Origin of the sequence: Lihuaxuella thermophila (assembly GCF_900110165.1) — a bacterium.
In the GTDB taxonomy this organism is placed as follows: domain Bacteria; phylum Bacillota; class Bacilli; order Thermoactinomycetales; family Thermoactinomycetaceae; genus Lihuaxuella; species Lihuaxuella thermophila.
Window position 1 is genome coordinate 1 of sequence record NZ_FOCQ01000009.1, and the last position, 24,864, is coordinate 24,864.

The following is a 24,864-nucleotide window of genomic DNA, read 5'->3' on the forward strand; positions in this document are numbered from 1 at the left end:
CGACGTTTCATCTCCGGTTCCTCCTTAAGCAGAATTCTATCAAAACCGGAGAGCTCTACACATCTAACCGTCGCATTTTAAATTGGGGCGCTATAAGAGTATGCAAAAAATATTTAAATTTCAATTATCTGTAATTTGTCACTCAAAACTTAGTCCAAAAACTTCATATGTAATAATTAATGATAACCTTAATACAGACAAAAAAATTACTATTTTTGTAAAGTGGTCGTATTGACCTTATCAATCGTTTGTGCGATAATTTCATAAATATTAAATATATCAAATTAGCTCGGGGGTGTATAAAATGTTTGAACAAGAGATCAAAGAACAAGTAATGACCGTCGCATTAAAAGATAGTAAACTTTTGCAAATAGTCAATGAATCAGATATTGTTGGTTATAGTTTTGATGTAAATTATAGAAAAGTTTCTTTTTTAACTAATGACTTCTGGAAAATGGGGGCAAATGGTATCCCTCATAACAGTTTTCTTATTGCCACACCTTTTCGAAAACAAGCATTTATTGAAGCAAATGATATAGATAAAGAAGTTATTTTATTAAGAGTACTTTCTGAATGTAAAGTTCCAGATGATGATTTATGGATTAAAACAAGAGTAGATAAGATCAAATCTTTACAAGACTTGGATCAGGATGCTCCTGAAAATAGATCTCTTAACTATGATGATTATTCTAAAAAGGAAATGGGTTTTACAGGCCTTGAGTGTAGAGTACTAGGAACATTTTACGAAGAAAATGGAGAACTTTTTTTCGGAGCCGATTTAGAGAACTATTACGGACAAAAGTCACTTTATATATATAAGCCGAAAGGAGAATCGCTTCAAAAAATTGTAAACTTTATTGATCCAATTCGCAAAAAGACCATAGTAGAAGAATTAATACGCAACGGGATTCATGTCCAAAATTATGATGATCTCGAGCAGTATGAAATTGGGAACATTCGTTATACTTCGACAAATCGTATGCAATCTCAGTCTGCAGATGTTAAGGTATACGTAAATCCATTTGATTTTATTGCGAGAAGAACGGCAACATTTGGAATGACTAGGACAGGAAAATCCAATACTGTAAAAACATTAATTAAAGCCATAAACAAAAGTTGTGAAAGTCATGGACTCAAAGTTTCCCAGATTGTTTTTGATATTAATGGTGAGTATGCTTTTCCTAATGTTCAAGACGGGAATCTAGAGAAGAAAATTTCCATATCTAACGATATACCAAACTCAATCGTTTACACATTAAATCAAAAGGTAGCAGAGTCAGATGTTGTAAAACGATTAAAATTCAACTTTTATAAAAACTTAGTATTAGCTCATGAATTTATCGTATCCTTATTAGAATCCTCTTCTAAAAATAGTTCTAATGACATTGAAGCGTTTATGAACATGGACGTTAGTATGTGGGAAGACCCAGAAGTAGACTACAATTTAAAAAATAGATTCGCCATTAATAAAACACTATACCAATATCTTTTATATTTATGTAATTGTACTAGTAGAGACCTAAAACTACAAGTGCCCTTTAGCAAAACATCTTTGGAAAAAACTCAAAAAAGCATTAATGAAATGCTCAAGGAGATTGAGGACCAATCAGTTGGAAAGAAAGTTTCAAAAGAAATTAGGGAATATGAAAAGTATGATTCATGGTTATCAAATATCATAAGTTTATTAACAGAAAAGAAATATTTACCTATGGAGGAATTTGGTCAAATTCTCAAACAACTTGATGAAATAAACAGGAAAGTTGGTATTCAATCTAGTAGCGGAGGAGATTTAATTCGTGATGAGACGGCCACTCTAATGAATTTGATCCATCAAAAAAACTCAAATAACCAACCTTACTTAGGTTTTAGGACTATAGCAAAACTTGGCCTAGACGCTTATCATGAGAACAGCTTAAACAAAGATTACGTTGCACGGATTCTAGAAGATATGAGAGCTGGTCGAGTCATTATCCTGGATATTTCAAATGGAAAAAAGGATGTTAGAGATCGAATCACTAAAAAGATCGTAGAGAAAATTTTTAATAATAACCTCGATGTCTTTACTAGTGGAGACATACCACCCAAAGTAATTCTCTATGTTGAAGAGGCTCACAACTTGATTGGTAAAGAGATGGAATTGACAGATATTTGGCCAAGAACAGCCAAAGAAGGCGCAAAGTATGGAATTGGTTTAGTATATTCTACACAAGAACCTTCATCAATCAACAAAAACATTCTTTCAAATACGGAGAACTGGTTTGTTACACATTTAAACAACGAAGATGAGATTAAAACATTGGCTAAATTTTATGATTTTGGAGACTTTAAAGACTCTCTATTAAGAGCAAAGGATGTAGGATTTGCAAGAATCAAAACCATGTCACAAAATTTTGTTGTTCCTGTACAGATTAAAAAGTTTGAAGGTGATAGTTAATGCCGTTTGTACATGAGACATCAAATAAACTAGCACACAACCGGATTCTAGCTAACCCCAAAATTAAAGAGTCTTTAAGTAAATATAAGGTGAAGTGTGATCCTGGTGAGTTTACTGAAAAAATACAAGAAAAATTTATTGATATTACCCCGTTAAGATATAGTTGTAGTTCTGTCTTTTCTATTGATTCCGGTTTTGATTTTGTGCCCGTTAATGAGCGTTTTCCAAGTGCAGAAGTTGGTTTTATGCAGTTTAGTCTAAACTTGGTGAAGTTGGCGGAAAGGTCAAAAGTTGTTGTAAATGGAATTGTTAATCCTATTGAATATAATAAAATTACTAATGCACATACTCATTCATTAGATTTACCTATTTTTAATACTAGTATTGACGGACACAGTAATTTGACAGACTCAATTCGTTTTAAAATTAATGACTATTTTAAGAGTTCCCGGACTTATAACAATGAAAGTCCGAGTTTATTAGATACTCTTTATCTGCTATTATCAGAAGATGATATTGCAAGGAACTTCAACTGTATTGAAGATCCTTGCAAAAAACAATTTGCGGCTGTCAGAGAGAAGTCGAAAAATAATACTATGGAGTGGAAAGAAAGTAAAAAATTACTTAAGAAGGAAGATTTCAATAATGCAAATAAAACAGCAAAGTGTCCATTTTGTAAAAGGGAGCTTTTGTTGATTGATTATCTGAGACTACATGAGACAATAGATGAAGAGTTTGGTGCTAGAGGAATCTTAAGTCGTTTAGCTAGGGTAGTAGAACAATTGTATCCAATAAACTTGATCATGAGTATTTTATCCCAGAAAAATCGACTAGGAAAAGATCATTGTCTGAAAACTTTAAGTCAGATTGCATTCATCTTGGATGGACCATTAGCTATTTTTGGTGAACCTGCAAAAGTGAGTCGTTCAATACACCGTTACCTTTTATCAGTTAATGAAATGTTAATGGATTATAGTTTAGAACCATTGGTTTTCTTTGGATTAACTAAGTCTGGTTTAGTGGTAGATCATGTCAATCTTTTACTAGAACATATAAAAAAGAAGTCCCTCGTTGGAAGTTATGAGAAAAGATTACCTAAGTCAAAGATCCTTCTTATTGATGATGAATATAGATTTAAGTATATTCAACCTAAAATGGGATCTGGTTCTTTTGGTGCGGAAACTTATTATGGGCAGGATATCGTTTATTTTGATCCCAATGGTAAACCTTATGTTATTAATGTTATGTATCCTGTAGATAAGAGTTCTAAATATTTCAGGAAAATGTTTTTTTCACATGTCTCGTACAAAAATTTAGGAAAAATAGCCGCGTTAATAAACGAACTAGAAGTTGATATTTATGAAAATGCATTACTACCTATTGTATTAGCACATAAATATGCCTCAATTAGCCTAAAACCAGGTGTAAGTAGTTTGGAAGACTTTGCAAAATCTATTATTAGCTAAAAATACCTAGTGAGAAAACTAGGTATTTTTTCTAACAAGTCCATTTACATATTAAGAAACTGCTATAACCATTATATAATGGTACAAGTATCTTAATACGTATGTGTTTTTATTTTAAAAAGGGAGATTGAATTATGGGTAGAAAAAATTTTTGGTCTCCTCTCCGATATCCGGGTGGAAAAATAAAAGTTGCATCTATTGTTAGAGATATATTGATTGAGAATGAAATAGTAGGTGCAACTTATATTGAACCATTTGCTGGTGGTGCGGGGGTTGCATTGTATCTATTATTTGGAAATTACACTGACAAGATTATTATTAATGACTTTGATAAGCGGATTTTCGCATTATGGTATAGTATTTTAAATTATTCTGAAGAGCTAATAGAGATGATTTATAATACACCTATTACCATTCAAGAATGGGAAAAACATCGTTCAATTGTTATGAATCAAGATGAAGATATTTCTTTGTTAGAATTAGGTTTTTCTACTTTGTTTCTTAACAGAACAAACCGCTCAGGGATTATTAAAGCTGGACCAATTGGTGGATTTAAGCAGCAGGGAAAGTATTTAATAGATTGTCGATTTAATAAAGAAGATCTAATCTACAAAATACGGGAAATCAACAAGAAGAAGTCTAGAATTAGATTGTATAATCTAGATGCTGTTGAATTTATTAAAAAAGTGGTAAACAAGCAGAGGAAAAAAGCTTTTATATTTTTTGACCCACCCTACTTCAAAAAAGGAAGAGAATTGTATACGAACTTTTACAGCTATCAAGATCACCTAGCTCTTTATAATGAGATAAAAAAAATACAGAAACATGCATGGATAACTACATATGATGTAGCCGATGAAATTATAGAGATTTACAGTGATCTTTCCTATCGAGAATTTATCATCAACCATAGTGCCGCTAATAAAGGAAAGTCTAGTGAGTTGCTTTTTTGTTCTGAAGGATTAGTTTTGCCAAAAAGTTTTTATTCACTTTTAATTACTAAAGACGATGAAGAAGTGAAAACTAGGTCTTAAATATGGGCTTCAAAGAAATAGAATTTTACAGCTCGGAACAAGAAGCACAATTTAAGCAACAGAGAGGAAATATTGAAAATGGCCTACCAAATAAATCGGCGGGCCATGCTCATTATAAATCAATACGAGCCAGAAAATCATATTTTCAGTGACTTCAATAATTAGTTCTACACAATCTGAGCTATCTTAACTTTTCGATAAAAATAAATAGCCTAGGAGCGACATCCTAAGCTGAAGTTGAGATTATTTTAAATTTATCGAACAGTGGAACTGTCTGGTGGATCGTTACGATGTTTGAGCATAATGTTTTCCTCCCTGTTGATGCTTTCATTATAAGTTAAAATTCCCTCTCGTCCACTAATTGTACTTCAACATCAAACAAATTTTCAAGGGACGTGACAAATTCGCTCCTATCTATATGCTTCCAGCACTTACTCAATTCCAATAAAGCGATACGGTGTAGCTTCTTAATTTCTTTAAGTTTCCCAATTTCTAATGCTTTTTGATATGCGTCTACACCCTCCGAATACATTTCTTTTGTTTGATACCAGTCTCCCAACGCGATTAATGCCCATCCTAATCTCTTTGCATCATTTGTTTTTTCTCCAATTCTTACAGCTTCCTGAAGATATTGCAGAGATTCTTCCCAACGTTCCTGCTTCATTCTTATTCTTCCTAAAAGTGTGTAGGAACCGATTAATAAATATTCTTTTTTGACTTTATTTTTAAAGTCCAAAGCGGTCAAAATACAATCTTCTGCTTCATCCAGATCATTGAGTTCCATATAGATACTACCAAGGAGTGTATACAGATCAAATAATCGGTCGGGAACCTTGTTAACTCTGGCGATATCAATTCCCTCATAAGCTAACTTAATAGCCTCTTCTTGCATTTTTTGTTTCTTTAAAATAAATGCCTTCGTTTCATACATATTCAGAAGAACGAAAATATTTTTGATGGAATAGCTATCCTCCCACAGTTCGTCAATGGCTCTTAATGATTCTTCATATCTGTCCAATTTCTCGAGATAAATGGCTTTACTGATCTTTAATGAATGAATGAGCTCCACACCTGGTTCATTTGGTTTAAAAGCATCAATTCCCTTTAATGTATAGCTTAATGCATTTTTGAAGTCATTATTGTAGTAAAACAATCTCGCATAGTCGTAATAGCAAAACGCTTTTACATTGTGTCTGGCATAGAAATCATTTTTATCCAGAAAACGAAAAACATCCAAGAAAAGGTTTTCTGCTCGACTATAATTTCCTTTTTGTAGATGACATCGACCTTTGAGATAAAGGGACATCGCATAGAAGGGTTAAAACTCATCCACTTTTAAGTCATCGATTCGTTTCAGCGCTTTGGCCGGATCGGCGAAATCGGTTGTGCTCATTAATCTTTTCAATTTGGACAATATCTTTTGTTCCCTTTTACCGATTTGCCTTAGCATGGAAGAAACTTCGGGTATTTCAACTTCCAGCTTTTGAGCCACATAAGCGATCTTCTCTTTGGCCACGATTTGAACTCCGCGTTCGATATTGCTGATCGTGGAGGGAGATACATTTTCATCGGCGACATCCTCTAGACGCAAACGTAATTCCTTTCTTTTTTTTCGAATCATGTGACCGATAGTGACACGGTCAATGGGTTTGTCCATAAGTCCTCCCCTTTCTATTTTTGTAATTTTTGCAGCGAATTCATTATTATCAAATCAATTATGAAAAATAAAATTATTTTTGCAAATAGTAGCCTGAAAATAAAAATTTGAACTTAATGAAAAATTATCAACTTTATATTACAATATAAGCACCAACAAAAAAAGAGTAAAGGAAACAAAATCTATTTTATGAGGGAGGTGCTGAGATTGTTAAAGATGTGTGTTGTGGGAAACCCGTTTGAACTTTATCGATTCATCAATGATTTAAAATCTCAACCACAGTACGAAGTCAAAATAGATTCCAAGGGATATATTTCTCCTGTTTTCAAAGAGAAAGAAAACGTTGTAAAAATGAACTTTGTTCCCGAAGTTTGCAAACCCCTGACCGTTAACTTGGAGACAGAAAAGGAGGAGGAGGTGAAGATTCACTTTTGGGACAGTATCATGGTGGAGATGCAGCCGGGGGTGACTTGGATCAGCGGTAAGGTTTTTGAGATAAAAAAGAGAGCCACAAAAGAACGGCTCCCAAAAAAAGAATTGATTCGCTCTTATTATAACACTAGAAAAAGTGGAAGGGAAAATTAATTTTGTTCTGTTGATTGGATGGGCGTGGAGCGATCGAAAAAGTTTCGTTCAAAACTGGAGGGAAAAATATTGGAACAAAGAGAGATTGTATTAAAACTGGACTATGAAACAAAACAGATGGTATGCCGCGTTCTGAAAAAACATGTAGAAACCTTGCTGGAAAGGTCGAAAGGCCAGCATACATTCACCAAACTCCTTATCGCACATGAAGTGGACCGGACAAGAATTTTTTAAATCAAATGAATACGCAATGGACTCAGGTGATTCCCTTTGCACTTCCACCATCAGAATCAGGTGGTATGAAACAATGAAAGTAGTTGGTCAACGGTCTTTTGTAGTTGTTGGCTCGACTGTATTGGTTGTTAATGAAAAGGGCCAATTGCTTCTCCAACATAAAAAAGAAGGGAAATGGTGCTTGCCTGGAAGTCTTATGGAGTTAGGAGAAACGTTAGAGGATACTGCACGGCGAGCAGTATATGAAGAAGCTGGACTGGTGATCGGAAATCTTCAAATGCTTGGTGTATATTCTGGTAAAAATTATATTTTCAGGTTTGACGATGAGAATGAAGGGTATGCAGTAACCGCAGTGTATGTTACAAGAGATATCCTTGGAGAAATTAAAGAGAATGCGGAGATTAACCAAGCTCGGTATTTTGATTTTACGAAGCTCCCAGAAAACATTGAATCCGAGGATCAGAATTATATCGAAGCTTATCTAAAGCAAACCTTACCAAGTGTCACTCATTAAATAGTTCATTTTCATACCATTGGGTGCCCGGTTTCAATGCCGGGTATCCATTCATTAAAAATGAGGATATATTAAAAAAATAACTCAATAACAATATAATTCTTAGATAATTAATATTATTATTAAATGTAGAAGGAGGTTTTATGATTAACTTATTTAATACTATTCGAAAAAAGACCATGACATTGTTATTTAAAATCAACTATGAAGCATATCTAAAATTTTTATACAAATGGTACACTGGTTATACTCTTAATTTAGAAAATCCAATACGATACACTGAAAAACTTCAGTGGTTAAAATACAATTGGCGCGATCCTCTACTTACTGTTTGTGCAGATAAATGGTTAGTTAGACAGTATGTAAAAGAACAAGGATATGAAAGCATCCTCAATGATCTTTATGGAGTGTATGATCATCCTGATGAAATAGACTTTGAAAAATTGCCAAACCAATTTGTATTAAAGTGCAACCATGGTACTGGATACAATATTATCTGTAAAAATAAGAACACATTAGATATCCAAAAAACAAGAAAACAATTAAACAGATGGCTAAAGGAAACGTTCGGACTTTGGATGGGAGAATGGAATTACTCCAATATCCAACGCAAAATTATTTGCGAAAAATTTCTGCAAAATGAGGATGGGACGACGATTTATGATTATAAGATTTTTTGTTTTGGAGGAAGGGCCCATTATATTCAGGTAGACGTTGACCGGTTTGGAGAACATTGCAGAAACATATATGACACCAATTGGAGTTTAATGAATATCAGATTGCGATATCCCCATGTTCCATTTGAGATTAAGAAGCCGACTCAATTAGAAAAAATGATATCAATCGCAGAGAAATTAGCTGAACCTTTCTGTGAAGTTCGGGTAGATTTTTATTCTATTAATGCACAGATTGTTTTTGGAGAATTAACTTTTTTTCATGCGAGTGGATACCAAAAGTTTATTCCTGATGAGTGGGATATCATTTGGGGGAAATTAATTGATTTATCAAGTATTAAAGAGGAAAGTTTGCGAGATAAAGGAAAGAAGTTCACTTCACAATAGATAAGACACGGGGGGATTTAGAAAATGACGAAAGTTGCTCACTTAGTTGTTGTTGGCTTCGATGAAATAGTTTCAAACAAATATTTGTCCTGTATTCAAGAAGCGATTAGCGCAGGTGCCATTGATTCATATTCGATCATTGATCTCGAATCACAAAGAGAGGAGATTATAAAAAGAATTGAATCATTGGAGTTGAAGCCGGAAAACGTATTTTTTCTCCCCGATCCTCAACATATTGACGAGTGGGCAAATCGCGCTGATTTTGAGCCAATATTCAGGGAACTGATAGATAAAAAAAGTACTATCAAAGTTTATATAGCCGCTGAGTTGAAAGCGCATGAAGGTTACTTAAGGTACTGTGTGGAAAACGGAATTCCTAGTCTTACTGAAAAACCAATATTTGCACCGATGAAAGATGGGCGATTTGAGCCTTGCTTGATTGAATCTACGATGCAATATCTGATAAATGAAGCAAAAAATCATTCAGCGAAGCATTCCATCATGACACTGAGTCGATATCATCAAATATACAATGATATTGTGATGGATTCTTTGAGATCGAAGATGATCGAACTACAGGCTCCTCTGACATCTTTTCACTTCCGGCACGCAGGGGGTGTCTGGAACCTGCATCATGAATATGAATTACGTGAAGATCACCCTTACAAATATGGATATGGAATGATTATGCATGGCGGTTATCATTATGTTGATCTCACAGTTCAATTTCTCAGTCTGAATAAATTAGTATTCCCTAATACCAGCTTTATAATAACTTTAAGTTCTTATGTTGCATATCCTGCAGACCAGAACGATAGAATATCAAAAATATTCAGTGAAAAATTTGATGACAATCGGCCTGAGTGGTCTTCGATTGGCGAAAACTCATGCAAATATGGTGAAACAGATGTAACCACCACCTTTTGTATGAAAGACAAACAATCAGGACGAACCATAACCCTGGGTACTATCTCACTGGAACAAACTACACCATCAGTTCGTTCGTGGAGGGAATTCCCAGAGGGGGTCTATAACAAGAATGGGAGAGTGTCGAATGTTGATTTTGAAGCACAGCTCTCTACTCTACATTCTGTTAATGTACAATGCTTTGATGTACCAATACGCAACATCAAAGAAATTGAAAGGATCGACGCTTTTGCAAGAATTTCCACACGAACGAATGCCTCTCTGCTCCCAGATGAAGAATATAACACATCAGAAACCTTCAGTGGACTGTTTCATAGTGATAGTAATCGAAAATTAATGACTAAATGGCTTCTAGATGAGGAAGAAAGAAGCCTGTTAGATAATCATCTGCTGACCATGCGCTTGACACAAGCCATTGCTACCTCCATCCAACAACCTGGATATCCCGTTTCTTTTGATTTTATTTGAGCATGGAGTGATTGGATTTGAGAATTATCATGCCACAAAGTTCAGTAAAATCTTTTTATGAAAAAGCTATGAAAAACCGGATATCAACGCAAGAAAATTTATTGGCACCAGTTACGATGGATTTTCTTAAAGTCTTGAGTAATTTTCCCAATGGGATTGGATTGAGAGCCATTGATCTGGGATATGGATATGGCAATTATTCAATAGAAATGGCGCAAAAAGGATTTCAAGTTACAGCTGTTGACTATGTTAAACGGGACTATTTTGAGAAGAGACTTGGAGACACAGTTTTAAGTGGAAAAATAACAATCATAGAGAGAGATCTGAATATATTTACACCAGAGGAACGATATGATGTCGTTGTTTCAAAAGATGTGCTTCATTTTTTAAGAAAAAGTAAGGTTGAAGAGTTAATCAATGTTTTAGTCAGACAAACAAACAAAAGAGGATGGCACTATCTTGTTATCTTTACAGATATCCGAAGGAAATCAGGTGATGGCAATGAGATTTTAATAGAAAACGAAGCCCAACTCACTATAGAAGATCTGCTAAATTTGATTAACTTTAACTACCACAATTGGAAAGTGGATATTAAAGTTGAACCATACCAGGAAAAGGATCGATCTGGAAAAGAGGATTATTTTAAAGCAAACAAGGTGACTCTTATTGCCAATAACCAGTGATAATTTCACAGAGAAAGGGAGCCGACTATGAGCAGGCGAGGAATAAGCATCATTATCCCATGCTTTAATGCTGGGCGCTTCCTTGTGGATGCTGTTGATTCTATCCGAAAACAACCTTTTCAATGTGAGCATGAGTGTATAGTAATTGATGATGGATCAACCGAAGCCGAAACTCTGGAAGCTCTACTAGAGACAGAGAGGGCTGGAGATACAATAGTCATTCGAATGGAAAAAAATCAAGGAGCTCAATATGCCAGAAATGTTGGTATACGGTTGGCGAAATATGACTACATTCTGCCTTTGGACGCCGATGATTGCTTAAATACTGATCAGGAGATATTGAGTTCAGGAACGTATGCAGATCGGGCGATTCAAGTTCTTGAGGAGCGACCGGATGTAGCTTTTGTACACTCCATCTCTTGCATGTTTGGTGATTACAACGGATACACCATTTCGGCATACCCTGTTACATCTACGCAAATTCTCCACAAACATCATGCACAAACGAGTATCATTTACCGGAAAGAAGATGCTATTCGAGCAGGATGTTATCATGAGTCGATCTTAAAATGGCAAGACTGGTCATTTGCGGTTTCTCTGTTAAACGCCAGATTTAAGCAAAACAAGGAAAACAATATCCATTTCTTTGAAATACCTTATCACCTTTATCGTATTCATAATAATCCAAGCAGAATTTCTTCCAAAAACCTCAGTGAAAGAAAGTTGACAAGACTAACAATCGAACATAATTTAGAAATATTTTCTGCTACTTTCCCGAATATGACAGTAGACGAAATCACTAACAAAGTAATTTCAAGCAAACCCGATAAACTCACTGATTTGTTGTACATCGCATCCAACAACGTTCAGACTGCGCTCGATATGGTCAATCAAAGAGGATACCGATTAACATCTGACATTGAGCCAAACAACATACCCTAAATAAAAAAGGGGATGCATCCTTTATAAAGATCCATCCCCTTTTTTATTAACTCTGAAGTTGGGCCAATCGTGCTTTCACTTTCTCTCGTTTTTCAAGATAATCTTTTTCCTTTTTGCGTTCTTCTTCTACCACATGAGCAGGAGCTTTATTTATAAACTCTTGATTCGACAGTTTCTTTTGAACTCGCTCGACTTCTGCATTCAGTGTCTTCAGTTCTTTCTTTAAACGTTCCACTTCCTGATCAATATCAATCAATCCTGCGAGTGGTAATAAGATTTCTGCTCCTGTCACCACAGCGGTCATGGCTTTCTCGGAAATCGAGATATCCGAACCTATAATAAGATTTTCCGGATTACATTGTTGGCGAATCCACATCTCCCCACGGCGCATATAGTTTAACGTTTTTTCATTATCCGGCCGAATGAAGATATTTACCTTCTTACTAAGCGGTACATTCACTTCGGCACGGATATTCCGAACACTGCGAATTACTTCCATGTAGAGATTCATTTGTTCTACTGCTTCGGGGAATTGGAAGCGCTCGACGAACTCTGGCCATTTTGCAATCATGATGCTTTTTCCTTCATGTGGCAGGTTTTGCCATATTTCTTCTGTAACAAATGGCATGAATGGATGGAGTAAGCGAAGAATCCGATCAAGTACATAACAGAGAACGGATCGAGTGGTTTTTTTCGCGTTTGAATCATCCCCGTACAACGACAACTTCGCAAATTCAATGTACCAGTCACAGAATTCATCCCATATAAATTCATACAACGCCTTACCAGCTTCGTTAAAGTGATACTCTTCCAATTGATGTGTCACGTAGTTAATGGTCTCCTGCAAGCGGGTTAGAATCCATTGGTCCGCCGTATTCAATGACCCAGAGAGATCGATATCGTTGACACCGAAGTCATCAAGGTTCATTAATACAAAGCGCGATGCATTCCAAATCTTGTTAATAAAATTACGTGCTGATTCCAAGCGTTCCCATCGGAAGCGTAGGTCCTGACCTGGTGTTGATCCAGTCGAAATCATGAACCGCATGGTATCTGCACCATATTGGTCGATGACTTCCAGCGGATCAACTCCGTTACCAAGCGATTTGGACATCTTGATCCCTTCTGCGTCACGAACCAATCCATGGATAATAACATCCTTGAATGGTTTTTCACCCGTAAACTCCAATGCAGTGAAGATCATACGTGCGACCCAAGGATAGATGATATCATGCCCAGTAACCAATACGTTGTTTGGATAGTACCGACTTAAATCAGCAGTCTTTTCAGGCCAGCCCATCGTAGAAAAAGGCCATAAAGCAGAACTAAACCATGTATCTAATACATCTTCATCTTGCAAAATGTTCGAGCTTCCGCACTTGGAACAAGAAGATGGATCTTCCATGGATACAGTGATTTCCCCACAGTTTTTACAATGCCATGCCGGGATGCGATGCCCCCACCACAATTGCCGTGAGATACACCAGTCACGGATATTCTCAATCCAGTCCACATAAAGCTTTTCAAATCGCTCGGGTACAAATCTTACCTTGTCCTCGCTCTTTTGCAATTGAATTGCCTTTTCGGCGAGAGGTTTCATCTTTACAAACCATTGAGTTGACAAATATGGTTCTACCACTGCGCCACTACGCTCACTGTGCCCCACTGAATGAACATGTTCTTCGATCTTGATGAGGTAACCGGCTTCTTCCAAATCCTTGATAATTTGCTTACGGCATTCAAAACGATCCATACCCTGGTATTTACTGGCCAGTTCATTCATTTTTCCACTTTCATCCATGACCAGGATCTGCGGGAGGTTGTGACGCTTACCGACTTCAAAGTCATTCGGATCATGGGCGGGAGTGATTTTTACCGCTCCGCTTCCAAACTCCGGATCAACATAGTCATCCGCAATAATCGGGATTTCTCGGCCAGCAATGGGAAGAGTAATCGTTTTTCCAATCAGGTCTTTGTACCTCTCGTCTTCTGGATGCACCGCCACCGCTGTATCGCCAAGCATCGTTTCCGGACGAGTAGTTGCGACTTCGATAAATCCTGAACCATCGGAGAGTGGATAACGGAGATGATAAAGCGCTCCTTTTACCTCTTTATAAATGACTTCAATATCAGAAATTGCCGTCCGTGCTACGGGGTCCCAGTTAATGATGTATTTACCGCGATAAATCAAACCTTTGTTGTATAAATCAACAAACACCTTACGAACGGCTCTGGACAAGCCTTCATCCATTGTGAAGCGTTCCCTTGAATAGTCGATGGAGAAACCCATTTTGCTCCACTGCTCACGGATAATCGATGCAAAGTGTTCCTTCCATGCCCATGTTTTTTCTAAGAATGCTTCACGGCCAAGATCATGGCGATTGATTCCCTCTTTACGTAGCTTTTCCTCCACCTTGGCCTGGGTTGCTATTCCTGCATGATCCATGCCAGGGAGCCATAAGGTATCATACCCTTGCATTCGTTTCATCCGGATCAGGATGTCCTGCAAAGTAAAATCCAAAGCATGCCCCATGTGCAACATGCCCGTTACGTTTGGCGGAGGCATCACAATACAGAAAGGCTCGCTGTTTTGATCCTCTGAGGCTTTGAACAAATCATTATCCAGCCAAAACTGATATCTTTTACTTTCCACCGATTTGGGATCATACTTTGTGGGCATTTGAATTTCTTTTGCCATCGGCTTCATCCTCCTTACAATTGTAAAAGCCCTTCATCTTTCAAAGGACGAAGGGCTCGCGGTACCACCTTTGTTAGTGAAAAAATCAATGATTTCTCCACTCACTCATCTCCATTAACGCAGGAACACGTTTCCCACTACTGACCGAAAATCCGGCGTTGGCAGGAACAACTCAGGAGTGACCTTCAACAGGTTCCACCCGAAGAACCTCTCAGCTACCAAATCAAGGGATTTGGCAGATTCTTCTCTCTGAGGGTTTCCTCTGTTTACTCTTCTCCGTCAATGTCTTTTCGTAATTAAAAAAACAACTTTAGTAACTATATTATTTGTACACTTATATTCTGGTCAATATTAAACTGATTAATACCATTCTATAATTAGCACTAGATTTGAGTCAATATTTTACATAGCCCATTTCTTTGGATTTAACACTATAAGTTGTTTTAAAAATAACCACAGGATTCAGAAATACGATAAGATATATTATTAAGAGACTACCCCCAAACATCAAATCGAGCTGTTGGTTCGCCCGGATCAGGATACAGTGGCGATCTTGAAGAATAACGAGCCGGCGATTCGCAGGCTGTGCGGAGTAAGCAAACTGACCGTCGATCCGGAGTTGAAGCGACCGGATCAATCGATGACGGCTGTGGTGACAGGGGCGGAGCTGTTCCTCCCGCTGGCCGGTCTGGTTGACATTGAACAAACCAAAGCACGCCTGAAGGCTGAGCTGAAAAAACTGGATGCGGAAGTGGAACGGGTGGAGAAAAAGCTTTCCAACCCGGGATTTGTAGCAAAAGCCCCGGCACACGTAGTGGAAGCAGAAAGACAAAAAGGGGAAGAATACAAAGAAAAACGGGAAAAAGTATTGGCCCGTCTCCGGGAAATTGAGGCTTAATCTTCAATGGACCCGCTATTTTCCAGGGTAGGAGATTCTCCTACCCTCTCTCGTGTTATTGACGTGAGCCTCACATATATTAAAATGTACAGAGTATAACTCTTTTTCAATCCAAAATGGTCGGCGGGAAGGGAAAGAATGACGATGGAACAAACCAGAACATTTGCCACCTCCGAAGAAGTATTCCGGTGGATGGATCAAACGTGCAGAAAGTCTGTGAAATACGGCTTGGAGCGGATGGAATGGGTACTCGGGCGTCTCGGACACCCGGAGCGGAGATGCAAATTTATTCACATCGCCGGAACCAACGGTAAAGGTTCCACGGCTGCGATGATCTCCTCGGTGCTCATCGAAGCGGGCTATCCGACGGGAATGTTTATCTCACCTTATGTCACGGAGTGGAATGAGCGGATTCAATTTGACGGGGAACCGATCTCAGAAGCCTCGTTTGTTCACTGGGCCAACCATTTGCGCCCGTTCGCGGAAGAGATGAATCAATTGGAGATCGGTGCACCCACCTGGTTTGAGTTTATGACCCTGTTGGCCATCTGTTATTTTGCCTATGAAGCTTCTCCATGGTTTATCGTATGGGAAACAGGGCTCGGCGGCCGCTTGGATTCCACCAATGTGGTTTATCCGCTGGTCTCGGTCATCACTCACGTCGGGTTTGACCATAAAGACATGCTCGGGGATACGCTCGCGGAGATCGCCAAAGAAAAAGCGGGCATTATCAAACCGGGAGTGCCGGTCGTCTGTGGTTCCGAAGAGGAAGAGGCATTGAGAGTCATTGCCGAGGAAGCGAGACAGAAGAAATGCAATCTTTATGTCCTTCACAAGGATTACCAGATTGAACTGGTCCATTCCGATTCCGAACGCCAAACATTCCATTTTGCGAATGCATACCGCCGTCTCTTGAATTTGGAAATCCCTCTCGCGGGCGAACATCAACTGCGAAATGCCGGCACGGCGCTCATGACGCTCGATATTCTGCGGCAAAATTACGCTACCGTCATGGAAGACGAGCAGATTGGACAAGGTTTGAAAAGAGTGAACTGGCCGGGAAGGATGGAGAAAGTGAGCGACCAGCCTCTCATCGTGCTTGACGGCGGTCACAATCCGGACGGCATTCGCGCCCTGGTTTCTTCCGTAAGACAACTTTATACATATGAACGCTTGATTCTGATGGTTGCCGTGATGAAGGATAAGGACGTCAAAGAAATGTTGAAGCCCCTTCTCTCTGTTTGCGATATGGTGATCACGACGCAGGTGCAGGACCAACCGCGCAGTTTCTCCGCGGACGAACTGGCGGATGAGATTAAGGGGATGGACCCCGGTGTGCCTGTCCTTGCAGCCCCAACAGCGGAAGAGGGTTTATCCTTAATGAAAAAACAAGCGACGGACAAAGATTTGCTGTTGATTACAGGTTCTCTTTATCTGATTTCCGAAATCCGTCCGCTTCTGATCCAAAAATCAGACGAATAAAAGTATAGATAAAGGCTGGTGATTGATTTGGAAAAAAAACATGTTCATTTCATCGGGATTGGCGGATATGGAATGAGTGCGATCGCCCGGGTGTTGCTGGATCTCGGTTATGAAGTGTCAGGGTCCGACGTGTCGGAAAACCTGCTCGTGCAGAAGCTGATGGAACGCGGGGCCAAAGTCACGATCGGGCACGATCCTTCCAATATTGAAGGGGCTGGGACCGTTGTTTATTCTTCCAGCATCTCGGAAGACAATGTGGAGCGCGTTGCCGCTCAAGAAAAAGGAATTGAAGTTTTGCACCGTTCACAGATGCTGGCCCGGCTGCTCAACAATAAAAAAGGCATTGCTGTTGCCGGTGCACACGGCAAAACGACCACTTCTTCCATGATTGCCCAGACCCTGGAAATATGCGGTGCGGACCCTACATATATCATCGGCGGAGAAATTGTCGGCTTAAAAGGAAATGCCAAAGCGGGACGGAGCGAATATGTGGTCGCGGAAGCAGATGAGAGCGACGGCTCATTCTTGGAATATTATCCGTACATTGCCGTTGTGACCAACATTGAACCGGATCATTTGGAAAATTATGATGGAGATTTTGAAAACCTGAAGCAGGCTTATCGTGAATTTTTAAGCCAGGTACGGCCTGACGGCACCGCGATCCTGTGTTGGGATGATCCGCATGTGCGTGATATGGCCAGGGAAGTGAAAGGTCGGGCGATTACCTATGCCTTGGATCGCCCTGCTGATTTCACAGCGGTGAATATCCGCGAAAACCAGAGGGAAATCAGTTTTACGGTGATGAAAGGGGAAGAAACGCTCGGAGATATCACCCTTCGCATTCCGGGACGCCATAATGTATCCAATGCGCTGGCTGTTGTGATCGCCTGCTTGAAAATCGGGCTGAAATTTGAAGATATTGCAAGTGCCCTGTTTGAATTCCAGGGAGCCAAACGGCGTTTCCAAGTGATCGGCGAGATTGACGATATTCTCGTCGTGGATGACTATGCTCACCATCCGACCGAGATTGCGGCAACCTTAAAAGGAGCCAAAGCACTTGGCAGACGGATTGTCCTGGTGTTTCAACCGCAGCGTTATTCCCGGACACATCTGTTGATGGATGAATTCAGCCGTTCGTTCGGCTTGGCCGATGAAGTGATCATCAATACGATATATGCCCCTCCGGGCGAAAAACCGATCCCCGGTGTGACGGCGGAACGACTGGCCGAACTCACCGCGAAAAACAGTAATCCGAACACCCGATTTATCGCGACCAAAGAGGCAGTCATCGATGATCTGTTGACTCGTGTGCAGCCGGGTGATTTGGTGATGACCATGGGCGCGGGAGATATCTGGCGCGTTTCGCACGGGTTTGTGGATGAACTCACGAAACGGCGGGTCAAAGAATAAAAGAGATCGATGGGTGGCAGCTCACAAACGGGGCTGCCTTTTCTGTTTCTTTTGCAAACAGTTCTTTAGAGCTATTTCCGTTGTCAATTTTGTGAAATAAGGCTTGCACCCGCTGGTTTATGGTATCTTAGTGTCAGATAAGCGTTCTTTTGGGAGGAATACCATTGAAGCAGATCCAATCGAAGCTCATGATCGGGCTTGTTATTCTTTGCCTGGGCCTCTCCGCCTGTGCACCGTCTACTCAACAACAAACGCCTTCAGATCCCAACAAGAATGGCTCCAACCAAGCAACCAATGATGTCTCTGACCTGAACTGGCAAGTTCCGGAGTTTACCTTTACCGACCAAAACGGCAAACCGTTCGGGCTGAAAGATGTAAAAGGGAAAGTGTGGCTGGCCGACTTTATCTTTACCCGCTGCCCCAATGTTTGTCCGCCAATGACGGCCAATATGGCCAAGGTGCAAAAACATCTGCAAAAAGCCGGGGTGAATGTGGAGATTGTTTCGTTCAGCGTTGATCCGGACTATGACAAGCCGGAGGTTCTGAAACAATTCGCCGGCAAATACGATCTGGATCAGACTCACTGGCACTTTTTGACCGGTTACAAATTGGAAGAGATTCAAAAGATCGCCCAGGAAACGTTTAAAGGACCCGTTACTCAGCAAAAAGGGCCGTCTGCCGATGTCCCGATTCTGGTCAATCACCCGACCCAGTTTTATCTGATTGACGGGAGCGGCAAAGTGATCAAGTTTTATGACGGCTTGAAACCGAACCCCGAGCAAATTCTCAAAGATGTGAAAGAGCTGCAAAACAAATAAACGGTCCCTCCTCAGATCGAAAGACCTATTTCCAAGAAACTAGCCGAGGATTCTCCCCATTTCCAATGGGGGAGAGGAATCGGCTTTTCCTATTTATCTGGCTGAAGACGAATGGAAACAATCGTCTTTTTAAAAAGATCAGAAAATGATTGATTTTATCTTGCTAAGATGCCGGAAATGTGATACATTTCACATAAGGAGGAAAGTGAAAAATATCACATAACAACAGAACGAAAATCTGCAGATCTGGATGCAAAGCTTTCCTAACCTTTACAAAAGCGAAGAAAAAGTAACAAGAATGATCCCCATATTCCTCGCAGGCTTCTTATACGAGTAATTGTGTATTATTTCACAAAATCTATCATGAATCTGCGAAGGAGGATCCGTGATGAACCCATTGCCTCACGTTGTTATTCTTGGCGCCGGATACGGAGGGCTGGTAACGGCCATCCGGTTGCAAAAGATGCTGAATGACCAGGAAGCCGATGTGACGTTGGTGAATAAACATGACTACCATTACTTGACCGCCCATCTGCACAAACCGGCCGCAGGAACCGACCGTGATGACAACGCCTGTATCAGCATTTCCGAATTGATCGATGATGCGAAAGTCCATTTTGTCAAATCGACGGTTCTTGAAATTCAGCCCGAGCAAAAAAAGGTTGTCTTAGAAGACAGGGTGCTCTCTTATGACTATCTGGTCATCGGATTGGGAAGTGAACCGGAAACGTTTGGCATTCCCGGTGTGAGAGAATATGCGTTCAAGATTCGCAGTATCAACAGTGTCCGTTTGATCCGTACACATATCGAGTATATGTTTGCCAAGTACAAGCTGGAGCCGCACCGTACCGATTATTTGACTTTCGTCATCGGAGGGTCGGGATTGACGGGGACTGAATTTGTCGGTGAACTGGCGGACCGTTTGCCCGATTTGTGCAAAAAGTATCGGGTGGATTCTTCTCTGGTCAACATTTATAACGTGGAAATGGCCCCCCAAGCGCTGCCGATGGGTTTGCCGTCCGATCTGGTCGACTACGGGATGGACGTGCTGCGCCGCAAGGGAATCACTTACCAGCTGTCAACGGCGATCAAAGAATGTACCCCGGAAGGCGTCGTGTTGGGGAGCGGAGAATTCATCAAAGCGGCCACGGTGATCTGGACGGGAGGAGTGCGGGGGAATCATCTGCTGGAAGAAGCAGGGTTTGAAACGGTGAAGGGCAGGGTGAAAGTGGATGAATACCTGCGCGATCCCCGGCATCCCGACGTGTTTATTGTCGGTGATTGCTCGATGGTCCAAAGTCCCGAAGGGACCCCCTATCCCCCATCAGCCCAGCTAGCGGTTCGGCAGGGGGCCAATGTGGCCCGCAATCTTGCAGCCATCCTACGCAACCAGCCCTTAAAACCGTTTCAATTTGACTATAAAGGAACGGTCGCGTCGTTAGGCAAACATGAAGCGGTGGGTGTGGTCAACGGCAAAAAGGTAAAGGGAAGAGTGGCCGCGTGGATCAAGAGAATCATCGATGCCAGGTATTTATTGATCATCGGAGGAGTCAGGCTCTTTTTGAAAAAAATCACATAATGCTGTAAATGTAGAAGTCAAGGAGCCGCTAGATTTCAGGAAAATCGTGGGAGCAAACAATTTTAAGTGAACCAAATAGATCCATTGCCGGCTATACTCTGATTTTGAGAAAGATGAAAAGAGCAGCGAGATTGTCTCGCTGCTCTTTTGTTAATGCCTCGATGGAAATTCTTACGGATTGCTAAATGTATACACCCCGCTATCCTGTTCAATTGCAAAAACTAAAAATAAAATTAATTAAATATTATAATTATATTTACATTCCTCCGAAATATTGTATAATTGGATTCGTTCATAAATTTAATTATTTCACTAAAATTACTATTAAAGGTGGGATGCATGTAATCTATTTCATCTAACTTCTCCGTTACTTGTTCCGTCTTACTTTAATAACAAAAAGAGAGGAAGTGAATTTGTGGGTAAAGTCAAACTATTTCTAGTGTTAATACTGTTCGCTCTTCCTTTTGCCGCCGGGCTTCAATGGATCACATCCGAACCAGCGAATGCTTACGGTGCTTACGTTCCCGAAATCCAACAGGCGTACAGCAACTGGTGTTGGGCGGCAAGCGGTGCCGCGGTTTCCCGATATAAAGGAAAAAACGTTTCGCAATATAATTTTGCTTATGCTGTTAAAGGCGGGTACTATAATAACCCGGCAACCAGCTATGAAATCCGAAAGGGGCTGTCCTACTACGGTTTAAGGTCCAGGTGGACAAACTACTACGGAAATTGGTATTATCCCAACTTTTCCTTTATTCAATCCCAGATCAACCACGGCAGACCCATGATTCCGCTGATCTGGTGGACAAACGGGGCCACGATCGGACATTTTGTCGTGATGGATGGGTATTTCACCTCGAACAACACCAATTATGTCGAGTATATGGACCCCTGGTATGGAGATCACTACTATATGAATTTTAATTCGTTCAAAAGAAACAACAACTTTTTCTGGAGAGAACTTATCTATGATGTTGGTTACTGAACATCGATCAACATGAAGGAGGAGACCGGTCATGCTAAAAAGTTTAAAATTCATCATCCCTCCCATCGCGATCCTGACCGTTGCCGGACTGGTTGGTTTTATCGGGAAGGGATTTGCATCAGACCAACCTGAAAAAACGGCGTTCAGCGACTATTTGAAAGCCACTTCGCAAAATTCCCCCGGACAGGGAAAATCTTTAATCCCACATAACGCCGTTTCCATTGACGGACTGAATCTCTCTTCGTTCTCCATTCCGATTTTCCTCACGCCGGATGCAAGAGGAATCCGATCCTATCAAGGGACAAGCCTCTCCGGAATACTAAAACCCTCGGATGAAAAGATTTGGTTCATGATGAACGGAAACCAGCCGCAAGGCATCGTGGTCGCCAATCGGACCGAACCGGTGAAAATGGGCGGAAAAAACCGCAGCAAAGATTTGATGAGACTGTATAAAGCTGCGAAAGCCAGTGTGAAAAGGGACCATGAGATCCGCTACTTCGAATTTGAGGGACAAGGCATCTTCGTTGCCGGAACAGGCAAACATGAAATCGTCTATCTGAGTCAAGGTGCCGCTAAACTATTAAATCTGCCCGCCGGCAAAAAACTTTCACCTTCCGATGTCATCACCGGTATGAAAAACCGTCTGCAATCATTCCCGCGGTGATCCCAACCTCTGCTTCCTCTGGCAGGAATCTGCTGCCGGATGACGCGGGGCAGATTTTCCCGAAATGTTACTGTCTTCCCTTGAGTTGCTGCATGTGCAGCACAACGTCATTTTACAGTTTATGGCCCCATGGCACCACATCAAAGCTTCTCTCCCACTTCTATTAAAAAAGCACTTACCGGATGAGCAGCGTCAGTTTCCCCTGTCATTTGGCAAGTGCTTTTTTTAGATTGAGATGGATGGACGATGCTTGTATCAAGACTTTTCCAAGCAGGGCTGCTCTATATATGCTTCCTCATTTTCCGCGGAAAATAGAAATGACTGATCAAATAAGAAGCGACTAAGCCAATCATTGCCACAATCGGGAACCAGGCCAAGGACAGGCGACCGAACAGCATTAATACCAACGGAGTCAGGGTGCTTTGCAGTCCGAGCAGAATAAAGCCCATTTTCATTACACTGTGAAGCTTTTCATGCTCCGGGACGGGATAGATGCGAATCCAGACCGGATGATGCCTCTCATCGGCGATGGCCGGAAGTTGCGCTCCGAACATCCAGAGGCTAATGAGCAAGATTCCGGCAACCACCCAGGGATGGGGAAGAATCAACCCCATGAAGACGGCCCAACCCACCAAGCGTATATAGATGGGAAAGTATTCGCCGTAGCGGAAAAACGAGCGCCAGTAGAGATAGGGTATCGCCTTTTGATTCGGGAACAGTCGGTTCAGAAGTCCGGTCATCCAGGTTCTGGGCTTCACGGTTACCCCCGTTTCGGGCACATCCATAAACCATCCGGCAAGAGCCCGATATTTGGCCAGAGTTTGTTGTTCTTGCTCGCTTAACTTTTTCCAGGGATAGGGAAGAGGGGCAAGGGAACGAATACACCAAAGAAAGACGAATGAAGCAACCAAGGACAGAGTAAACCAGATCCATTCCTTTTGCAGTACAAGAAAAACCAGCCCGAAATTGATCCCCCAACGCCCCAGCCGAAAAGAGAGCATGACACGGGAAGAGCGAAAGGGCGACAAGCGGATTTCATACCAGCTCACTCCTGTATTCCACATCTGCAAGCCCGCCAGCAACAAGAATGTGAGGACAAATTCAGCTGAGCTTGCCAGCCGAACCCGAAACAATGGATAGGCAAATCCCATAACCAGGGCGAGCTGACTCAGACGGACTACGCTGCTGTATATAAGACTCATGCGAAAATAATCCCGCATCTCCGCTTCCATCGGCAACAGGAATACGAGATCCGGGGGCTGGATCCAGGTTCGCAAGCGAGCAGATGTCAAAAAGAGCGAAAATAGGACTGATAGTAGCACGACAACCGGGAACCGGGCGGGCAGCCACTCAATCAAGCGCTGGTAGCCAAAATAGAGAAGGATAAGGGTGATCCCTGCGAAGAGAGGAGTGCCTCCCCCGCCAACAATGAGGCGAATCATCCGGATGGCGCGAATCCACGAGTTTCGCATGCGTTTCGTAAACAATTGACTTGTGTTCATCGGCTCATCCTTTCACCACCTGGATGAATAGTTCTTCCAGTGAAGCGTCCGGGTCCCCGGTTTCTCTTCTCATTTCGGCCAAAGTTCCCCGCAATTTCACTCTTCCGTCATGGAGAATGACAAAGCGGTCACAGTATTTTTCAGCCATCTCCAGGATATGGGTAGACATCAAAATACCCATACCCCTCTCTTTTCCGTCCTTCAGCATCTTGAGCAAAGCTTGAATGGCGAGCGGGTCCAGCCCGACAAATGGCTCGTCCACGATCAAATAGGAAGGTTGAACCAGAAGAGCGCACAAAATCATGATTTTTTGCTGCATTCCCTTTGAAAAAGTATTGGGGAACCAGTTGGCCGCCTTTTTCAACCGAAATGTTTCCAGCAGATGTTCGGCCCGCTCTTGAAAAACTTCCCTCGGGAGCCGGTAGGCACGGGCGGTCAGCTCCAGATGCTCCCACAGGGTCAATTCCTCGTAAAAGTGTGGAAGTTCAGGGATGAAGGCCATCTTTGACCGGAAAAAAAACGGATCTTCACTCAATAACTTTCCGTCCAGGGTGACGGTTCCCTTCTGCGGGACAAGCAAGCCCAGGATCTGTTTGATGGTGGTGCTTTTGCCCGCACCGTTTAATCCGATTAAACCGACGATTTCAAACGGGCGAACTTCGAGCGAAACGTCATGGATGACGGGTTGATGAGCGGCATAACCACCGGTCAGATTTTGTACGGACAGCATTTTAAACTCCTTTGTTTTATGTCTGTTTAAGTTTTTGGCGGTACTTCCATTATATCCTTCATCCTGGCGTTTGAAAGTGTCGGGATCCGTCAG

22 protein-coding genes and 1 other annotated feature are annotated in these 24,864 nt (G+C 41.2%); of the genes, 17 read left to right on the forward strand and 5 right to left on the reverse strand.

The genetic code is table 11. The features are described 5' to 3' along the window. The first annotated feature begins 304 nt into the window (after positions 1-304). From BMW55_RS11120 to BMW55_RS11130, 3 genes are all read left to right on the forward strand, one after another. Entirely contained in the window at positions 305-2,434 is a 2,130-nt protein-coding gene (locus tag BMW55_RS11120; protein WP_089969056.1) for an ATP-binding protein, read from the forward strand. Further along, positions 2,434-3,900, forward strand: coding sequence for a DNA double-strand break repair nuclease NurA (locus tag BMW55_RS11125; RefSeq protein ID WP_089969059.1), 1,467 nt, complete (start codon positions 2,434-2,436; stop codon positions 3,898-3,900). The genes BMW55_RS11120 and BMW55_RS11125 overlap by 1 nt, the downstream gene beginning before the upstream one ends. Before the next feature lie 134 nt (positions 3,901-4,034). Next, positions 4,035-4,934: a DNA adenine methylase gene (locus BMW55_RS11130; protein WP_089969061.1), complete on the forward strand. Its 900-nt coding sequence runs from the start codon at positions 4,035-4,037 to the stop codon at positions 4,932-4,934. Between the two features lie 337 nt (positions 4,935-5,271). On the opposite strand, the gene BMW55_RS11135 is transcribed toward BMW55_RS11130, so the two are convergent. Together BMW55_RS11135 and BMW55_RS11140 are read right to left on the reverse strand one after the other, a co-directional pair. After that, entirely contained in the window at positions 5,272-6,171 is a 900-nt protein-coding gene (locus BMW55_RS11135) for a tetratricopeptide repeat protein (protein WP_170839884.1), read from the reverse strand. An 81-nt stretch (positions 6,172-6,252) separates the two neighbouring features. After that, positions 6,253-6,591, reverse strand: a complete 339-nt coding sequence (locus tag BMW55_RS11140) for a helix-turn-helix domain-containing protein (RefSeq protein WP_089969067.1) — start codon at positions 6,589-6,591, stop codon at positions 6,253-6,255. A 207-nt stretch (positions 6,592-6,798) separates the two neighbouring features. Between BMW55_RS11140 and BMW55_RS11145 the strand changes: the two genes are divergently transcribed. From BMW55_RS11145 to BMW55_RS11175, 7 genes are all read left to right on the forward strand, one after another. Continuing rightward, on the forward strand, positions 6,799-7,176 hold the full coding sequence (locus BMW55_RS11145) for a hypothetical protein (RefSeq protein ID WP_089969069.1): 378 nt from the start codon (positions 6,799-6,801) through the stop codon (positions 7,174-7,176). A 69-nt stretch (positions 7,177-7,245) separates the two neighbouring features. Continuing rightward, positions 7,246-7,410 carry a hypothetical protein gene (locus BMW55_RS19425; protein ID WP_170839885.1) on the forward strand — a complete coding sequence of 55 codons (165 nt, stop codon included), beginning with the start codon at positions 7,246-7,248 and terminating at the stop codon, positions 7,408-7,410. Positions 7,411-7,483: 73 nt separating this feature from the next. Beyond that, positions 7,484-7,924: an NUDIX domain-containing protein gene (locus BMW55_RS11155; protein ID WP_089969075.1), complete on the forward strand. Its 441-nt coding sequence runs from the start codon at positions 7,484-7,486 to the stop codon at positions 7,922-7,924. Positions 7,925-8,067: 143 nt separating this feature from the next. After that, positions 8,068-8,985, forward strand: a complete 918-nt coding sequence (locus tag BMW55_RS11160; protein WP_089969078.1) for an ATP-grasp fold amidoligase family protein — start codon at positions 8,068-8,070, stop codon at positions 8,983-8,985. A gap of 24 nt (positions 8,986-9,009) precedes the next feature. Next, on the forward strand, positions 9,010-10,380 hold the full coding sequence (locus BMW55_RS11165; protein WP_089969080.1) for a hypothetical protein: 1,371 nt from the start codon (positions 9,010-9,012) through the stop codon (positions 10,378-10,380). A gap of 17 nt (positions 10,381-10,397) precedes the next feature. Then, positions 10,398-11,063 carry a class I SAM-dependent methyltransferase gene (locus BMW55_RS11170; RefSeq protein ID WP_089969082.1) on the forward strand — a complete coding sequence of 222 codons (666 nt, stop codon included), beginning with the start codon at positions 10,398-10,400 and terminating at the stop codon, positions 11,061-11,063. A 27-nt stretch (positions 11,064-11,090) separates the two neighbouring features. After that, the gene (locus tag BMW55_RS11175; protein WP_089969085.1) at positions 11,091-12,005 is read left to right on the forward strand and encodes a glycosyltransferase family 2 protein; all 915 of its coding nucleotides are present in this window, start codon (positions 11,091-11,093) and stop codon (positions 12,003-12,005) included. A 46-nt stretch (positions 12,006-12,051) separates the two neighbouring features. Here BMW55_RS11175 and BMW55_RS11180 read toward each other — a convergent pair whose 3' ends face one another. Then, a complete protein-coding gene (locus BMW55_RS11180; protein WP_139179489.1) occupies positions 12,052-14,703 on the reverse strand; it encodes a valine--tRNA ligase in 2,652 nt (883 codons plus the stop codon). Between the two features lie 40 nt (positions 14,704-14,743). Beyond that, positions 14,744-14,995: a binding site (T-box leader), on the reverse strand. A 261-nt stretch (positions 14,996-15,256) separates the two neighbouring features. Between BMW55_RS11180 and BMW55_RS11185 the strand changes: the two genes are divergently transcribed. From BMW55_RS11185 to BMW55_RS11215, 7 genes are all read left to right on the forward strand, one after another. Then, entirely contained in the window at positions 15,257-15,601 is a 345-nt protein-coding gene (locus BMW55_RS11185; protein WP_244527540.1) for a hypothetical protein, read from the forward strand. A gap of 144 nt (positions 15,602-15,745) precedes the next feature. Next, complete coding sequence (locus BMW55_RS11190) at positions 15,746-17,083, forward strand: bifunctional folylpolyglutamate synthase/dihydrofolate synthase (RefSeq protein WP_170839886.1); 1,338 nt, start codon at positions 15,746-15,748, stop codon at positions 17,081-17,083. 21 nt (positions 17,084-17,104) lie between these two features. Beyond that, the gene (gene murC / locus BMW55_RS11195) at positions 17,105-18,493 is read left to right on the forward strand and encodes a UDP-N-acetylmuramate--L-alanine ligase (RefSeq protein ID WP_089969423.1); all 1,389 of its coding nucleotides are present in this window, start codon (positions 17,105-17,107) and stop codon (positions 18,491-18,493) included. A gap of 164 nt (positions 18,494-18,657) precedes the next feature. Continuing rightward, entirely contained in the window at positions 18,658-19,311 is a 654-nt protein-coding gene (locus tag BMW55_RS11200; RefSeq protein WP_244527541.1) for an SCO family protein, read from the forward strand. Between the two features lie 388 nt (positions 19,312-19,699). Further along, positions 19,700-20,890 carry an NAD(P)/FAD-dependent oxidoreductase gene (locus BMW55_RS11205; RefSeq protein WP_089969097.1) on the forward strand — a complete coding sequence of 397 codons (1,191 nt, stop codon included), beginning with the start codon at positions 19,700-19,702 and terminating at the stop codon, positions 20,888-20,890. 415 nt (positions 20,891-21,305) lie between these two features. Then, positions 21,306-21,875 (forward strand): C39 family peptidase, encoded by a 570-nt coding sequence (locus BMW55_RS11210; protein ID WP_089969100.1) that lies wholly within the window; start codon positions 21,306-21,308, stop codon positions 21,873-21,875. Between the two features lie 31 nt (positions 21,876-21,906). Next, the gene (locus BMW55_RS11215) at positions 21,907-22,539 is read left to right on the forward strand and encodes a hypothetical protein (RefSeq protein ID WP_089969103.1); all 633 of its coding nucleotides are present in this window, start codon (positions 21,907-21,909) and stop codon (positions 22,537-22,539) included. A 281-nt stretch (positions 22,540-22,820) separates the two neighbouring features. Here the strand turns inward: BMW55_RS11215 and BMW55_RS11220 are convergent, their stop codons facing one another. Next, positions 22,821-24,041 carry an ABC transporter permease gene (locus BMW55_RS11220; protein WP_089969106.1) on the reverse strand — a complete coding sequence of 407 codons (1,221 nt, stop codon included), beginning with the start codon at positions 24,039-24,041 and terminating at the stop codon, positions 22,821-22,823. A 4-nt stretch (positions 24,042-24,045) separates the two neighbouring features. After that, positions 24,046-24,771 carry an ABC transporter ATP-binding protein gene (locus tag BMW55_RS11225; RefSeq protein ID WP_089969429.1) on the reverse strand — a complete coding sequence of 242 codons (726 nt, stop codon included), beginning with the start codon at positions 24,769-24,771 and terminating at the stop codon, positions 24,046-24,048. Positions 24,772-24,864 lie beyond the last annotated feature (93 nt).

What these genes read in the sequence shown, in the direction of transcription:
- BMW55_RS11205 (WP_089969097.1), top strand. Translation starts at nt 19,700, where the DNA reads ATGAACCCATTGCCTCACGTTGTTATTCTTGGCGCCGGATACGGAGGG.
- BMW55_RS11190 (WP_170839886.1), top strand. Translation starts at nt 15,746, where the DNA reads ATGGAACAAACCAGAACATTTGCCACCTCCGAAGAAGTATTCCGGTGG.
- BMW55_RS11215 (WP_089969103.1), top strand. Translation starts at nt 21,907, where the DNA reads ATGCTAAAAAGTTTAAAATTCATCATCCCTCCCATCGCGATCCTGACC.
- BMW55_RS11165 (WP_089969080.1), top strand. Translation starts at nt 9,010, where the DNA reads ATGACGAAAGTTGCTCACTTAGTTGTTGTTGGCTTCGATGAAATAGTT.
- BMW55_RS11180 (WP_139179489.1), bottom strand. Translation starts at nt 14,703, where the DNA reads ATGGCAAAAGAAATTCAAATGCCCACAAAGTATGATCCCAAATCGGTG.
- BMW55_RS11130 (WP_089969061.1), top strand. Translation starts at nt 4,035, where the DNA reads ATGGGTAGAAAAAATTTTTGGTCTCCTCTCCGATATCCGGGTGGAAAA.
- BMW55_RS11160 (WP_089969078.1), top strand. Translation starts at nt 8,068, where the DNA reads ATGATTAACTTATTTAATACTATTCGAAAAAAGACCATGACATTGTTA.
- BMW55_RS11125 (WP_089969059.1), top strand. Translation starts at nt 2,434, where the DNA reads ATGCCGTTTGTACATGAGACATCAAATAAACTAGCACACAACCGGATT.
- BMW55_RS11220 (WP_089969106.1), bottom strand. Translation starts at nt 24,041, where the DNA reads ATGAACACAAGTCAATTGTTTACGAAACGCATGCGAAACTCGTGGATT.
- BMW55_RS11175 (WP_089969085.1), top strand. Translation starts at nt 11,091, where the DNA reads ATGAGCAGGCGAGGAATAAGCATCATTATCCCATGCTTTAATGCTGGG.
- BMW55_RS11155 (WP_089969075.1), top strand. Translation starts at nt 7,484, where the DNA reads ATGAAAGTAGTTGGTCAACGGTCTTTTGTAGTTGTTGGCTCGACTGTA.
- BMW55_RS11120 (WP_089969056.1), top strand. Translation starts at nt 305, where the DNA reads ATGTTTGAACAAGAGATCAAAGAACAAGTAATGACCGTCGCATTAAAA.
- BMW55_RS11225 (WP_089969429.1), bottom strand. Translation starts at nt 24,771, where the DNA reads ATGCTGTCCGTACAAAATCTGACCGGTGGTTATGCCGCTCATCAACCC.
- BMW55_RS11140 (WP_089969067.1), bottom strand. Translation starts at nt 6,591, where the DNA reads ATGGACAAACCCATTGACCGTGTCACTATCGGTCACATGATTCGAAAA.